The organism is Lactiplantibacillus daowaiensis (assembly GCF_005405085.1).
Lineage (GTDB): Bacteria > Bacillota > Bacilli > Lactobacillales > Lactobacillaceae > Lactiplantibacillus > Lactiplantibacillus daowaiensis.
The window spans coordinates 45,433-60,513 of sequence record NZ_BJDJ01000007.1 but is presented as its reverse complement, the minus strand read 5'-3'; the positions used below and the strand labels follow the sequence as shown (position 1 = coordinate 60,513).

The following is a 15,081-nucleotide window of genomic DNA, read 5'->3' as shown; positions in this document are numbered from 1 at the left end:
AGTTAAATTAATTAGTCGCGTTCTAAAACCGTGACACTTTCGATATGTGGTGTTTGTGGGAATTGATCCACTGGTTGTACTGGCGCACTAATATGGTACCCATGTTCGCCAAAGCGTTGCACATCGCGCACTAAGGTCGATGGGTTACAACTAATGTAAACGACCCGCTTAGGCCCCATGGCTGCCGCACTTTCGATAAAGGCTTCATCCAAGCCCTTACGTGGTGGATCAACGACCACAACATCTGGTTTAACATCATCAGCTTGCCATTGGGCCATGACCTTTTCGGCACTCCCTAAGACAAAGCTGGCATTCTTGATACCATTCTTATCCGCATTTTGACGAGCATTATCAATCGCTGCTGGTACAATTTCAACACCATAAACATGTTTGGCATGTTGTGCCATGGTTAATGAAATCGTCCCAATCCCAGAATAGGCATCAATCACCGTTTCATTACCGGTCAAACCAGCTTTATCAATCGCTAATTGATACAACTTTTCGGTTTGTTGAGGGTTCACTTGATAGAACGATGGTGCTGAAATCGCAAAGGTCAACCCAAGTAATTGGTCATCAATGGTGGCTTTACCTGCTAACACGTTGTTAACCGGCCCTAAGATGACGTTAGTCTGCTTTTGATTGACGTTTTGGATCACACTGACCACTTCTGGTAAAGCGGCTTGAATCTCTTTTGTGACAACGTCAGCCATTGGCAAATGTTTCGTCCGTGTCACAATGACGATCATCATTTCATGACTGTAATAGCCACGCCGTACCATGATGGTCCGAATCGTCCCACTATGGTGGTGTTCATCATAAGCAGCTTCATGATACTTCCGTAAAATATCCCGAACAACTAGCAATGCTTTGTCGATTGCTGGATCTTGAATATAGTAATCTTCTAGTGGCATTAATTGGTGACTGTTTTTCTTATAAAAACCAGTCGTCAATTCGCCTTGAACGCGGCGAACAGGAACTTGAGCCTTATTCCGATATTGAGATGGATTTTCCATCCCAATCGTTGGTAAGACTTCCACATCATCCATGTGGACCTTGGCAAACAATTCCGCAATTTGATGTTGTTTGAACTTCAATTGTTCACTGTATTCCAAGTGTTGTAATGGTGCGATCCCAGTTTGGCGGTAAACACGGCCTTTAGGATTGACCCGATGGGGACTCACTTGAAGAATCTTTTCGACATCACCAAAAGCAAAGTTTTTGGTCGTCTTCGTTACTTTAACCGTGATTTTTTCTTCCGGTAACGCATTATCAATAAAGATTGGGTAGTTGTCGACTTTGGCAACGCCCATCCCTTGATAGGTTAAGTCCATAATATCGACATCTAAAACTTGGCCTTTATAGACTGGTAAGTTAACTTTCATGAATTTCCTCGTTTTTCTTTCTGGTTGTTTGGGTTCTGATTCGTATCTCATTGGCCCGTTGACCAATCGACGTTAAAAAAATTACCGTTCACTATTGTATAAGTAAACGGTAATTTAAGCAAGCTATTCAGTTTCTGAATCGTTGCCAGCTTCTTCTGGTAATTGGTCGACCGCCGAAACAAAGTTCCGTTCTGCATCTTGCAATTCGGTATCCGTCGTCGTGATAGCTTCGTCTGGAATCCGATCCGTATCCGCAAAGAATTCAATATGTTGCTTGAAATCACGGAACGTCATCGGCGCATCGCCACCGTATTCGCCATCTAAGTTAATCATTAAGCGACCCTTAACCGGTTTCGCCACCACTTTACTGGTCTTAACATAGATGATACTTGGGTCATTGATGTGCTTGCCACCATTTAAGACCAACGTCATCAAATGCAAAATCTTCGCTAAATTACTCGTCTTGACGATAATCATCGTAAACTTACCGTCATCTAACGAGGCATCCGGCACAATTTTTTCAAAGCCACCGACTGAGTTAGTCAATGCTAAGAAGAACATCGATGCTTTCCCGGTAAAATGCCCATCATCATATTTCAAATCCATCTCAACTGGTTTCACCCGTGGTAATAATTCAGCCCCTTTGGCCAAATAAGCCGCGTAACCGAAAATCGATTTTAATTGTGATGGCACGTCGTAAGTCAATTCCGTCAACATCCCCCCAGCTGCGATGTTGATGAAGTATTGATCCCCGGCTTGGCCGATATCCATCTTAACGGTTTGATTCTTTAAGACGACTTTTGCCGCCGCGACCGGATTATCCCGGGGAATGTGTAACGCCCGCGCGTAGTCATTCGTGGTCCCGGCGGGGATAATGGCCATCTTCGGGCGCCGCTTTAAGCCGGCTAACCCATTGACAACTTGATTGATGGTCCCATCACCACCAGCTGCCACAATTAATTCAAACCCGTCTTTGGCACAACGTTGCGCTTCATCGGCAGCCGAATTCGGTGCCGGGGTCGTCGCATAGGCACTTGTTTCGTACCCCGCCTGTTCAAAGATTCCTAAAATTTCAACTAAATCATGAGTTAAGGCCTCACGTCCAGAAGTCGGGTTATAAATTATTCGTGCCCGTTTGCGCATGTTACTTTCCTCCGCGTCCTATCTTTTTTCTGGTTGTTGATTGTTTGAAACGTCCTTATGGCAAGCAACTCCCGCTCGCCAACGCACGTTATTTGGCTTTCAACGAAGCCATCAACAACTGATTAACCACTTTCGGGTTAGCCTTACCATGCGTTTGCTTCATGATTTGACCGACTAAGAAACCGACTGCCCGGTCTTTCCCGTTCTTAAAGTCATCAATTGATTGTTGGTTATTATCTAAAACTTGATCAATGATTGGTTGTAATTGTGCAGGGTCTGATAATTGAACCAAGCCCTTGGCATTAACCCATTCAACCGCGTCAGCCCCGCCCATGATGGCCTTGAAGACCTTTTTGGCGATTTTACTTGAGATGGTTTCATCAGAAATCATCTTAATCATACCCGCCAAATTAGCTGGGGTTAACTTCGTTGCGAGTAAGCCGACCTTGTTTTCATTCAAGTAGGCGTTAACGTCCCCTTGCAAGTAGTTAGAAGCCAACTTTGGATCAGCACCAGCGGTGACCGTCGCATCAAAGAAATCTGACATTTCCTTGGTTTGGGTCAACACGCCAGCGTCATAAGCTGTTAAGCCAAAGTCATTGATATAACGTTTCCGCCGTGAACCAGGCATTTCTGGGATCGTCTTTTGTACCGCTGCAATCCAGTCATCACTGATTTCAACTTCGGGTACATCTGGTTCTGGGAAGTAACGGTAATCATCGCTACCTTCCTTGACCCGCATTAAAATCGTCTTACCCGTGGTTTCATCGAAACGGCGCGTTTCTTGTTGCACTTGGCCACCAGACATTAAGACGTTTTGTTGCCGTTTTTCTTCGTATTCCAAAGACTTACGGACATAGTTGAAGGAGTTCAAGTTCTTCATTTCGGTCTTAACACCGTACTTGTCAGAACCAGCTGGGCGAATCGAAATATTTACATCGACCCGCATGGACCCTTCTTCCATCTTAACATCAGAAACCCCGGTAAATTGAATCCGTTGCCGCAAAGCTTCACAGTAAGCATACGCTTCTTCTGGTGAGGCAATATCTGGTTTTGACACAATTTCAATCAACGGTGTCCCTTGCCGGTTTAAATCGACATAGGAATAATCGCTCTCATGGGTGTTTTTCCCGGCATCTTCTTCGATATGCATTTCTTCAATACCGATTTTTTTCGTCTTACCATCCACTTCAATTTCAAGCCAGCCATCGTGCGCAATTGGCTTTTCATGTTGCGTGATTTGGTAAGCTTTAGGGTTATCTGGGTAGAAGTAGTTCTTCCGGTCAAAGTAAGTATGCTGTTCAATTTCAGCATGTAACGCCGTAGCTGCTTTAATCCCAGCTTCGACGACCCCTTTGTTAGCCGTTGGTAATACCCCTGGATACCCCCAGTCGATCACGTTCGTATTTGCATTTGGTTCAGACCCAAATTGAACGGGTGACGGACTAAAGATTTTGGAATTCGTTTTTAATTCAACGTGGACTTCAAGCCCAATCGTAGTGACAAAATTCATTAATGTGCGCCTCCTAAATCTGGGGTTGCTTGATGAAAGTCGGTCGCTTGTTCAAAGGCGTAACCCGCTTTGTAAAGCGTACTTTCATCAAAGGACTTACCAATCAATTGTAAGCCGACTGGCATCCCATCAGCAAAGCCCGCTGGAATTGACATCCCTGGTAACCCAGCTAAGTTAACTGGAATCGTTAAGACGTCATTCATATACATCGTCACTGGATCAGAAATTTCGTCACCAATCTTAAAGGCTGGTGTTGGTGCCGTTGGGCCGATGATTAAGTCATAATCTTCAAAGACCTTATTAAAGTCATTGATGATCATCGTCCGAACTTGACCAGCTTTGTGGAAGTAAGCATCGTAATAACCAGCAGACAATGAGAACGTCCCCAGCATGATCCGACGTTTAACTTCATCACCAAAGCCTTCAGAACGACTCCGCACATAGACATCTTCCAAGTTCTTTACGTCTTGGGCCCGGAAGCCGTAACGAATCCCATCAAACCGTTGCAAGTTTGATGAAGCTTCTGAAGACGCGATGATGTAGTAAGCAGAAACCCCATAGCGACTATTTGGTAAGGAGACTTCTTCAACTGTAGCGCCAAGGTCTTCAAACTGCTTAACAGCGGCTTGAATAACGTCACGGACCTTAGGATCAATCCCGTCACCCATGTATTCTTTTGGTAACGCGATCTTCATACCTTTGATATCACCGGTTAACCCAGCGGTAAAGTCTGGCACTTCTCGTTTAGAAGACGTGCCATCATTGACATCGTTACCCGCAATCAAGTTCAAGGCCGCAGCGTTATCTTTAACGGTACGCGTCATTGGCCCGATTTGGTCTAAGGATGACCCAAAGGCGATTAAGCCCCACCGTGAAACCCGACCATACGTTGGCTTCATCCCAACGATACCGTTGAAAGAAGCTGGTTGACGAATCGAGCCACCAGTATCAGAACCGAATGCAACTGGCACTTGACCAGCAGCAACGGCAACCGCCGAACCACCTGAAGACCCACCGGGCACGCGACTAACGTCCCAAGGGTTCTTCGTTACTTTAAAGGCTGAGTTTTCAGTTGAACCACCCATGGCAAATTCATCCATGTTGGTTTTCCCAACGATCACCATATCGTTAGCTAACATCTTTTCAACAACGGTCGCATCATAGACGGGCACAAAGTTTTCCAACATCTTAGACGCCGCGGTGGTCGTTAACCCTTTGGTGACAATATTATCTTTGACCCCAACTGGAATCCCAGCTAAAACATTAGCTGGATTGATGCCTTTAGCATCAATGGCTTGGGCGGCCTTTAAAGCAGCATCTTCGTTTAAGTTTAAGAAAGCATCAACTTTAGCATCAGTTTGCTTCAAGTTGGCTAACGTTGCTTGGGCCAATTCAGCGGCACTGATTTTTTTATTGACTAAGTCAGCGTGTAAGCTGGTTAAATCTTGGTTGAAAAAGTCCATTATTCGCCGTCCCCACTTTCATCAATAATTGCTGGCACTTTAATTAACCCATTGGCCGTTTCCGGTGCATTGGCTAATAAGGCTTTACGTTCACTTTCGTCACTCTTAACGGCAACGTCTTCTCGTAAAGCATTGCGCCGGTCATTGACTTGTGACGTGACGGGCACGCCGGTTGTATCGACCGTACTTAATTCTTCAAACATCCCAATAATTTTTTCCAATTGACCCGTAAATGTGGCTAATTGGTCGGGTGTAAATTCAAGCTTCGCGAGTTCCGCGACGTGCTTAACTTGTTCGGCATTAATGCGTTCTTCAGCCATCAAATATCCTTCTTTCTACGCGACATTTCGTTACGCTTTATCTGTTAATCGTCACCTTGGTCACTAAAGACGTGGGTGTAATACGAGCTCCCCTTCGCAGTCCGCGCTAAGAAACTTTGGATATCCCCATTGGCACTCTTAACGGTGATTTCAACCGGAATCCCAGATGGTAAGTACCGCTTAGCAGCAGTTGCCAAGTATTGCGTAAAGCTAATAATTTCAGTTTCACTATAGAACTTGGTCGTAATGTTAACACTCAATTTCTTCAAAGACTTGTTTTGGTAGTGCGCATTGGCCGTTACCCCAGACAAGTTCGGGAAGAAGTTTTGGACGTGTGACTTAAATGATGAGAAGTCAGATTCATCATTACTGTTGGCCCCAGAGTTTTTAGATTCTGACGTTGCTGGGAATACATAGTTCTTCCAGTTCAACGAATTCCAGTTTGAAACTGAAGTTGACCCATTCTTAGAAACCACGTAGGCGATCATGTCTCCACCTACTAGACTATCATTTGATGATTGCTTGTAAAGCGCTAAGACGATTGGGACATTCTTCAACGCTGATTTTTTACGTAACCGTTGTAAGACGGTGTTAGCCATCGCTTTACCTTGGGCGGTTAATTCAGTCGTTGAAATATCCGTCTCGTAAGTGGCCCCATATTCAACCTTAGTGTAATAATCGACTGAGTTCATCCCTAAACCAATCGTGACCCCACCTAAAGTTAACTTACTACCACTTTGAATCATGTAATCTTGTTCTTCTAATTGTTGCAAGTAAATTGGATTTCGAGTTGTCGTCCCAGTCTTACCGTTACTCTTAGGGTTCAGTCCTTCTGGGTTACTCTTAGATTTACGGCCTAGCCAATTTTCAACCGTCGACGTACTCAAATATTGGCCTTCTTGATAGACATACTTGCTCGTTGAAAAGACTTTTTTAGAAACATCTAATAAGCCCGTTTCAAAACTCTTCAAGTTCATGACGTTATCATTTTGTGAGACCGTCACACCACGTGACTTGCTAGTCCGATAACGGCCATTTTTAATGACCCCTTGATAAAAGTCTGAATCAGTTGAACCCGTCGTGGTGGTCGTTTTTGACCCCGTCGTCGTTGTTTGGCTAGAACTGCTTGAGCCAAATGACGAATTTTTTAAATTACCGCAGGCGGCTAAAACTAAGGCAGCTACTGCCACTAAGCCAATCGTGCGTATGCGTTTTACATTCACGCTTGTGTATCCTCCCTCATTGTCGTGCTGAACCGTGCTTCATCCCAAACGGTGATGTCCAGCTGCTGTGCTTTTTGCAACTTACTCCCAGCGTCAGCGCCCGCAATTACCAAATCGGTTTTCTTGGAAACACTGCCCGTCACGGTCGCACCGTGGTCTTGCAACCACTGCGTTGCCGCGGGCCGGGTAAAGCTTTGTAACTTACCAGTTAACACGACGCGCTTGCCAGCAAACCAACTGTCACTGTCAAGCGTTGCCGCTTCACTAGGGCCTTGATAGGTCGTATTGACGCCAACTGCTTTAAGCTCAGCAATCAATTCTTTGACGGCATCGCTATCAAAATATTGAACCACGGCATTGGCAATAATGTCACCCATGGAATCAATTGCAGCAATTTCAGCTTGATCAGCGTCAATTAAGGCGTCGATCGAGCCAAAATGCTGCGCAATCAACCGCGCAACCTTCGCGCCAACGTGCCGAATACCAAGGCCGAACAATAAACGTTCAAGTGAATTATTGCGACTACGGTCAATCGCTGTCAAGAGATTTTCGGCAGATTTATCTTTTATTTTATCTAATGCCAACAGTTGATCCTTAGTCAGGCGGTACAAATCAGCCACATCGGTGACCAATTGATTGGTATAAAATTGGGCAATCAACTTCGGACCCAAACCGTCAATATTCATGGCATTCCGTGAGGCAAAGTGGACCAGCCCTTCTTGAACTTGCGCCGGACACTTCGGATTGATACACCGAAGCGCCACTTCATCTTCTAAGTGCACTAACGGTGCCCCACAAGATGGACAATAGGTTGGAATGGCCAGCTTTTCAGCAGCTTTAGGTCGTTTAGTCAAATCCACCGCCGAGATTTCTGGAATGATATCGCCAGCTTTATGCAACAGCACCGTATCGCCGATGCGCACATCTTTAGCGGCAACATAATCTGGATTATGCAGTGAGGCGCGCGCCACCGTGGTTCCAGCTAATTGCACGGGCGTCATCACAGCCGTTGGGGTCACGACCCCGGTCCGCCCGACAGTCCATTCGACATCTTCTAATAACGTCGGTTGTTCGTCTGGTGGAAACTTAAAGGCAATTGCCCAGCGTGGAACTTTAACGGTTGCCCCTAAGTCCCGTTGTAGTGGCAATGGATTGGCTTTGATGACGATGCCATCGATGCCATAAGCTAAGTCTGGCCGTTCATTTTGATAATGATCGATATAACTAAAGACATCGGCCATTGAATGGGCCACTTTAAAGTCTGGATTAATGGCAAACCCTAAGTCATCGAACTCAGTCAACATATCGCTTTGGGTCCGAGCTTTTAACGGTTCGTAATCCGCGACATTATACATAAACGTACTTAATTGCCGTTCGGCGGTTACTTTCGGATCGAGTTGTCGCAACGACCCTGCCGCGGCATTCCGCGGATTGGCAAAGACACTTTCGCCCGCGGCTTCGCGGCGTTCATTTAACGCGGCAAAAGCGGCTTTAGGCATATAGCATTCGCCACGAACTTCCACCGTCAATGGTCGCGAGAGTTGATGCGGGATTGATTCGATCGTCATGATATTTTTAGTAATATCTTCGCCAATCGAGCCATTGCCTCGCGTTGAACCTTGGACTAACTTGCCATTTTCATAACGCAACGATAAAGCTAGGCCATCAATTTTCAACTCACAATTATAATCAAACGGTTCATCAACATTTTGTCGCAAGCGGTCATCGAATTCTTGGAGTTCTGCTTGTGAGAACACATCACCTAACGACAACATTGGAATCGGATGTTGAACCTTGGTGAACCCAGCTTTGACCGTCCCACCAACTAATTGGGTCGGTGAATCTGGCGTTACGATGGCTGGAAAGGCTTGTTCCAATGCGACTAAGCGCGCGTACTCACGGTCATAGACCGCATCTTCTACATTCGGTGCATCTTCATCGTAATAATCGCGCCGCCATTGGTTCAACTTGGGCCGTAAACTGGCTGCTTCGTTTGCCGCAGCCGTTGCATCTAGTTCACTAATCGGTTTAGTTGCCATGATTTTGGCCTCCTCTAAGCGTTAGTCTTGCACCTTTTGAATGGGGGCAAATGCCGCTAATAACCGCTTGATACCTTCAGACTTGAAGGCGATATCTAATTCAGCATCTTCGCCGGCACCAGTCACTTTAACAACCGTACCCGTGCCCCACTTGCGATGCTTGACTTTATCGCCAATCCGCCAGCTGTTCTTATCCGCACCAGTCCCGCTGGCCTTTTTAACGGTCGCACGCGTCCCAACTGGATTTTTCTTATAGCGTGGTGTCAACGCTTTTTTCGTGTTGAACGGCACATCGAGGGTACTGCTTTGGGCCCCATCTAATGTATTGTCGTTGCGGATCAAGCTTTGATCGATTTCAGCAACGAAGCGCGATTCTTGGTTACTTTGACGGCGACCGTATAACATCCGCGAATAAGCATTCGTTAAGTACAATTGCTTTTCCGCTCGCGTAATCCCAACGTAAGCCAAGCGTCGTTCTTCTTCAAGTTCATCTTCGTCCATCATCGCGCGTGATAATGGGAAGATGCCTTCTTCCATCCCAATCATGAAGACGACTGGGAATTCTAGCCCCTTAGCCGCATGTAATGTCATTAAGGTGACGGCTTGAGGTTCTTCTTCGACATTATCCACATCTGAAACTAACGCTAAGTCAGCTAAGAAATCGACAAACTTGTCACTTTCTTCATCTTCAGGTTGATAGCTGTCATCGAATTGCTTCGTTACTGATAAGAATTCTTCGATATTTTCAATCCGCGTCTGACTTTCCAATGGTTTAGAAGCCTTCGCATTTTTCAAGGCTTGCATATAGCCAGTCCGATTTAAGATTTCTTGGGTTAAATCCGTGACTGACAAGAATTCACGCATCGCCCGTAATTCATTCATTGTCGCCGCAAATTGCGCCAACGAACCTTTGGCCCGCGTAGAGATACCATTAGCCATATCAACGTTACTAGCTGCTTCTAGCATGGAATAACCCGCTTCATCGGCAAAGGCCCTCAACTTATCAACACTAGTTTGCCCAATACCCCGTTTCGGTTCATTAACGACCCGTTCAAAGTTGATTGAATCTTGATCATTGACAACTAAGGTCAAATAAGACAAGACATCGCGAATTTCTTTACGATCATAGAACTTATTGCCGCCGACCATCGTGTAAGGCACATTGGCTTTAACCAGTGATTCTTCCATAACCCGGGATTGGGCGTTGGTCCGGTACAAGATTGCAAAATCACCATAGTTATAATGCTTTTGTTGCATCTGTTCTTGAATCTGGGCAATGACGTAATGGGTTTCATCGTTTTCACTTTGACCCCGGTAATAGGCGATTTGGTCGCCATCATCATTTTCAGTCCAAAGTTTCTTCGGCCGCCGCGTGGTATTGTGGTTAATCACTTGGTTAGCGGCTGATAAGATCATCTTTGTCGACCGGTAGTTTTGTTCCAACATGACTGTATCGGCATCTGGATAATCTTGTTCAAAGTTCAAGATATTTTCCATATTGGCACCCCGCCAGCCATAGATCGACTGGTCAGCATCCCCAACGACACACAGATTCTTATATTGGTCAGCTAACATGTTGACCAACGTATATTGCGCGTTATTAGTATCTTGATATTCATCGACGTGAATATAGTGGAACTTATTTTGATACCACCCTAATGTTTCAGGATGTTGTTTGAATAACTGGATCGTCAGCATGATCAAATCATCGAAATCCACCGCTTGGTCAGCAGCCAGTTCGTGTTGATATTGGTCATAAACGTCACCGACGATTTTTTCAAAGGGACTCGCCGCGCTTTCTTTATACATCGCGGGCGTTTGTAAATCATTTTTAGCGTTTGAAATCGCCGACAAAATCGACCGCGGATCAAACTTTTTAGAATCGATATTTTGATCGGTTAGGATTCGTTTAACTAACGTCCGTTGTTCGCTCGTCCCGGCAATCGTAAAGGCCCGATTATAACCAATCTGGTCAATATCCCGCCGTAAAATCCGGACACACAACGCATGGAACGTTGAGACCCAAACGTCACGGGCATCTTCGCCCAATAATTTACCAACCCGTTCGCGCATTTCGCGAGCGGCTTTATTTGTAAACGTAATTGCTAACACGTTCCAAGGGTTGACCCCTTGTTCTTCAATTAAGTATGCTACCCGGTGGGTTAAGACCCGGGTCTTCCCCGAACCAGCACCGGCCATGATTAGTAGCGGTCCTTCAGTGTCTAAAACGGCTTCTTGTTGCTTGTCATTCATTCCTGCTAACAGGCTTTCTTTCGACACAATGTTCGCCACCCTTTTCATAAAATTAGTCAACAAATATTATAGCAAATTTTAGCCTAGTTTGCTGGCTTGGCTACCACTTTTTCGAATGTTTGTTCTATAAAATTAGCGCCATTTCAAAACGACAAAAGAGTTCAGGTCAACGGACCTAAACTCTTCTAATTTTGGGTTAAGTTTTAATCGCTTGTTGGTGTATCTTCAGCTGCTGGTTGCTCGTCAACCGGTTGTTGATGCCAAATATTGGTATCATCGATTTGTTCGAGCGCTTCTTTCACACTATCAGCTTCAACTAAAACGTGACCGGCAGACACTGCCTTTTCCGCTTGAAGTTTCGTCCGATGATAGAAGTTAAAGAACCAGTTGGGCTTGATTTGCCATTGGGTCCGAATCACGTTAGCTTGCGCTGACGTGAAGTAAACCGCCACGACGGGCAACAACTGCTTGACTGGCATCAATGGCAAGCCGGCAATGGCCCGCAAATGTTGCTCGGCCATACTAATATTCGTGGCCCGTTCAAAAACGTACCCTGCTTGATGCATCGCTGGTACGATGCGTTTGACGTATAAGTTGCCACTTTCAGTTAGGAAGAACGCGACTTCAAAGACCCCAGTATAGGTCAAGTTGTCACTGATTTCTTTCGTGATCCGCAAGATTTCATCATTCACAGCCGCATCGATCTGAGCTGGTACGATCGTCATTAACAACTCATGGTGACGATACCGGTTTTCAACGATTGGGAAGAATTCCGTTTCGTCAGCGGTCTTTGCCACAATAACTGACAGTTCTTGCTTGAATGGAATCTGAGACTCCAACATGTAAGTCCCCCAGTCAAGGATATCCGCCGCTTTAACGATATCGGTTTGGGTCTTGATCACTAACTGCCGATTTTGGCCTAAGCCCTTTTGAATCGGCTTTAAAATACTAGGGTACCCAATTGAGCCGATTGATTGATAAACATCATCTAAACTAACAATGGTTGCCGATGGCGCCACGTTTAAATTAAGTTGACTGAAGAAAGCCCGTTCCAAAGAACGATCTTGCATGATTTCCAACGCATCGGTTCCTTGCGGTACACGTGTATGAGCCGCTAAAAAGCCCATTACAGTTGCATCGATGGTTTCAGATTCATAGGTCACCACGTCGCAACGTTCCGCAAAATTTTGTAACTGTTGTTGATCATTGAGGGCCCCGACAACGCGAAAATCTGCCAGTTCCATGGTCTCAGTATTTTCATTGTCACCATAAACCCCAACATTGATGCCAGCGTTGCGGGCGGCAATCACCAATCCAACACCGTTGGTACTATTCCCAATAATACCTAAAGTACCTCCTGGATTTAAAACCGAGTTGTCCACATCCGTCCCTACTTTCTTAAAATAAATATTAAATGAGTATACGATTAATTATCCGTTAATTATCATACGTTGACCATCGTCAGCTTGCAAGCACTAGCCACGCTTTTTAATGGTTTATTACAATCTTTAATCCCGGCGATGCCGCCGTGCATTCCGCTTTTTGACCCGTTTGAGCCAAAAGCCACCCGAAATATACCGTGGTTCATAGGCAATCACAAACGCATTTGGCGCACTCGTCTTAATCAAATCATAAAGCCGCCGTTCATTTTTACGTGGCGCCAAGATTTCTAGTTCTAAGCGTTCCCCTTCAAGGCCATAAGCCACATGTTGGGTCACGCCAAAACCATTGGCCCGCAGTACGCCTGGTAACGCTGACTTGGGGTCTGGCAAAATGACCGAAATCATGGTGTAACCTAAAGCCAGCTTGTCTTCAATCAACATGCCGACATACACCCCGACCCCGTAGCCGAGTGCATAGACAACTAGATTTAACGGATTATTTAAGCGGTTCAATACTAACGACAAACCTAACACATATATCGTAATTTCAATCACACTCGTAAAGGCCGCAAAATAGCGATACCCCCGCATGACCAACAAAAAACGCAATGTATTTAACGTAATGTATACAAAGTTAATCGTAAAAATCAAGATCAACATGCTCGGATTAATCTGCATCGCACCGCCCGCTTTCTACTTAAACTTAATCGTTTTCTGACGCGAAATGCACCCGATCACCATCAAATGACGTGATTTGGGCTAATGATTCCAATTGCACACCGCGATCTTCAACTAATTGATGACCACTTTGGAACACTTTTTCAATCACGATACCGACACCGGCAATCGTGGCCTTCGCGGCGTCACAAATATCAAATAACCCTTGGACCGCTTGACCGTTTGCCAAGAAGTCATCGATTAACAATACCTTATCATCTGCACTCAAAAATTTCTTGGAAATCGAAATATGATTCGATGTTTTTTTAGTATATGAATAGACTTCCGCTGTATAGAGGTCATCGATCAACGTCACTGACTTGTGCTTGCGGGCAAAAACAACTGGTACATGTAGTTGTAAACCAGTCATCACAGCGGGCGCAATCCCAGATGATTCGACCGTCAAAATTTTGGTCACACCGGCTTCGCGGAATAACTGCGCAAATTCTGATCCCATCGCAAACATCAGATCTGGGTCAACTTGATGGTTCAAAAAGCCATCAACCTTCAATACTTCACCGGGTAAAACCCGACCGTCTTTTAAAATGCGTTGTTCAAGTGCTCGCATAATGCCCTCCTAAAATTGTTAAGTCGTTTAAAAATGTTCTACTTCTTATCATACCGTTCTAAATCGTATTTTTGAATAACATTAATTAATTTTTGTGCATAATCTGGATCAGTCGCATAGCCGGCCTTAGCTAAAGCTTGGGCGGCGGTCCGGTAATTGGTTGCTTTAATCACCGCTTGATAATGGTTCGGACTCCAGGCCGGCCCATTGGCAAGTCGCTTAGCATGGGCCACCATCGACGCATGCCAGCTCGAATAGACACGGAATCGCCGCTTCACATTGTGATACGCCCCATCATAATATTCTTGGGTGGGCATCATTTTTCCCGGCTCAGCCTCAGTAGCTTTGACCCCGAACAAATTATTATTCTCAGTCGCGTTAGTACTTTGGCCCCAATCGGATTCTAAGATAGCTTGGCTAAGCGTGATACTAGCCAGTACATGATACTTGGTTTGCATTGCTTGCGCGTCCGGTACCAAGCGTTTAATAAAACCCGCATGGGTCTTAACTGGTGTTTCAGTCTGTTTAGGCACCCATCCCGTCCAACGGGTACTCACAACCCACCCGAGGCCGCCGACGAGCACGAACACGATTAAAATATTCAACCACTGCAAACGACCGTTTTTAACAAACAATCGTCCAGATTTTGTTCGCCGTTTACGCCGACGCTTTTTTGCTGCCATGTTGGGTAGTCCTTTCTTGATGGGAAGTGAGTTGGGTATTGCCGCCTGCCGGTTGGTCCGCCAAATGCTGGAACACTGTGGGCCATTTTCGAGCCAAACCGCGATTTCGGCTAGATTAGACCACTCTTAAATTTTGCTATTACGACAGACAACATGATAATTTAAACGAAGACTATTTAAGTATTCGTTTACTAGCCGAGAGGGCGGGACTGGTGATGCTCAGTGGTGTCGTTTACCTTAGCTGGTGATTTTTCCAGCTTAGGTAAAGCCCGAGTTTTGAAACCGGCGGGTTGTGACGGGTTCAAAATCGTGGCCACCACGTTCCAGCATCGGCCAGGCCCAACCGGCAGGCGACAACCTACCACTAACCACTTCACAGTATAATTGCTTCTATT

The 15,081-nt window shown here is 45.4% G+C and carries 12 protein-coding genes; all 12 read right to left on the bottom strand.

Features of this window, described 5'->3' with window-relative positions; all coding sequences use genetic code 11:
* Positions 1 to 11 precede the first annotated feature (11 nt).
* Entirely contained in the window at positions 12 to 1,382 is a 1,371-nt protein-coding gene (rlmD, locus tag FFM75_RS06010) for a 23S rRNA (uracil(1939)-C(5))-methyltransferase RlmD (RefSeq protein ID WP_137628288.1), read from the bottom strand.
* 123 nt (positions 1,383 to 1,505) lie between these two features.
* The gene (locus tag FFM75_RS06005) at positions 1,506 to 2,525 is read right to left on the bottom strand and encodes a diacylglycerol kinase (protein ID WP_137628287.1); all 1,020 of its coding nucleotides are present in this window, start codon (positions 2,523 to 2,525) and stop codon (positions 1,506 to 1,508) included.
* 88 nt (positions 2,526 to 2,613) lie between these two features.
* Positions 2,614 to 4,038, bottom strand: a complete 1,425-nt coding sequence (gatB, locus tag FFM75_RS06000; protein WP_137628286.1) for an Asp-tRNA(Asn)/Glu-tRNA(Gln) amidotransferase subunit GatB — start codon at positions 4,036 to 4,038, stop codon at positions 2,614 to 2,616.
* Entirely contained in the window at positions 4,038 to 5,501 is a 1,464-nt protein-coding gene (gatA, locus tag FFM75_RS05995) for an Asp-tRNA(Asn)/Glu-tRNA(Gln) amidotransferase subunit GatA (protein WP_137628285.1), read from the bottom strand. Before gatA ends, gatB begins: the two co-directional genes overlap by 1 nt.
* Positions 5,501 to 5,821: an Asp-tRNA(Asn)/Glu-tRNA(Gln) amidotransferase subunit GatC gene (gene gatC / locus FFM75_RS05990; RefSeq protein ID WP_137628284.1), complete on the bottom strand. Its 321-nt coding sequence runs from the start codon at positions 5,819 to 5,821 to the stop codon at positions 5,501 to 5,503. The genes gatA and gatC overlap by 1 nt, the downstream gene beginning before the upstream one ends.
* A gap of 44 nt (positions 5,822 to 5,865) precedes the next feature.
* On the bottom strand, positions 5,866 to 7,044 hold the full coding sequence (locus tag FFM75_RS05985; RefSeq protein WP_137628283.1) for a CamS family sex pheromone protein: 1,179 nt from the start codon (positions 7,042 to 7,044) through the stop codon (positions 5,866 to 5,868).
* Positions 7,041 to 9,083 (bottom strand): NAD-dependent DNA ligase LigA, encoded by a 2,043-nt coding sequence (gene ligA / locus FFM75_RS05980; RefSeq protein ID WP_137628282.1) that lies wholly within the window; start codon positions 9,081 to 9,083, stop codon positions 7,041 to 7,043. The genes FFM75_RS05985 and ligA overlap by 4 nt, the downstream gene beginning before the upstream one ends.
* Positions 9,084 to 9,104: 21 nt before the next feature.
* Positions 9,105 to 11,363, bottom strand: a complete 2,259-nt coding sequence (gene pcrA, locus FFM75_RS05975; protein ID WP_137628281.1) for a DNA helicase PcrA — start codon at positions 11,361 to 11,363, stop codon at positions 9,105 to 9,107.
* A gap of 176 nt (positions 11,364 to 11,539) precedes the next feature.
* Positions 11,540 to 12,718, bottom strand: a complete 1,179-nt coding sequence (locus tag FFM75_RS05970; RefSeq protein WP_137628280.1) for a 5-(carboxyamino)imidazole ribonucleotide synthase — start codon at positions 12,716 to 12,718, stop codon at positions 11,540 to 11,542.
* A 126-nt stretch (positions 12,719 to 12,844) separates the two neighbouring features.
* The gene (locus tag FFM75_RS05965; protein WP_137628279.1) at positions 12,845 to 13,396 is read right to left on the bottom strand and encodes a DUF2179 domain-containing protein; all 552 of its coding nucleotides are present in this window, start codon (positions 13,394 to 13,396) and stop codon (positions 12,845 to 12,847) included.
* Positions 13,397 to 13,421: 25 nt separating this feature from the next.
* On the bottom strand, positions 13,422 to 14,003 hold the full coding sequence (locus FFM75_RS05960) for a xanthine phosphoribosyltransferase (RefSeq protein WP_137628278.1): 582 nt from the start codon (positions 14,001 to 14,003) through the stop codon (positions 13,422 to 13,424).
* 38 nt (positions 14,004 to 14,041) lie between these two features.
* The gene (locus tag FFM75_RS05955; RefSeq protein WP_137628277.1) at positions 14,042 to 14,686 is read right to left on the bottom strand and encodes a glycoside hydrolase family 73 protein; all 645 of its coding nucleotides are present in this window, start codon (positions 14,684 to 14,686) and stop codon (positions 14,042 to 14,044) included.
* Positions 14,687 to 15,081 lie beyond the last annotated feature (395 nt).

What these genes read in the sequence shown, in the direction of transcription:
- rlmD (WP_137628288.1), bottom strand. Translation starts at nt 1,382, where the DNA reads ATGAAAGTTAACTTACCAGTCTATAAAGGCCAAGTTTTAGATGTCGAT.
- FFM75_RS06005 (WP_137628287.1), bottom strand. Translation starts at nt 2,525, where the DNA reads ATGCGCAAACGGGCACGAATAATTTATAACCCGACTTCTGGACGTGAG.
- gatB (WP_137628286.1), bottom strand. Translation starts at nt 4,038, where the DNA reads ATGAATTTTGTCACTACGATTGGGCTTGAAGTCCACGTTGAATTAAAA.
- gatA (WP_137628285.1), bottom strand. Translation starts at nt 5,501, where the DNA reads ATGGACTTTTTCAACCAAGATTTAACCAGCTTACACGCTGACTTAGTC.
- gatC (WP_137628284.1), bottom strand. Translation starts at nt 5,821, where the DNA reads ATGGCTGAAGAACGCATTAATGCCGAACAAGTTAAGCACGTCGCGGAA.
- ligA (WP_137628282.1), bottom strand. Translation starts at nt 9,083, where the DNA reads ATGGCAACTAAACCGATTAGTGAACTAGATGCAACGGCTGCGGCAAAC.
- FFM75_RS05965 (WP_137628279.1), bottom strand. Translation starts at nt 13,396, where the DNA reads ATGCAGATTAATCCGAGCATGTTGATCTTGATTTTTACGATTAACTTT.
- FFM75_RS05960 (WP_137628278.1), bottom strand. Translation starts at nt 14,003, where the DNA reads ATGCGAGCACTTGAACAACGCATTTTAAAAGACGGTCGGGTTTTACCC.
- FFM75_RS05955 (WP_137628277.1), bottom strand. Translation starts at nt 14,686, where the DNA reads ATGGCAGCAAAAAAGCGTCGGCGTAAACGGCGAACAAAATCTGGACGA.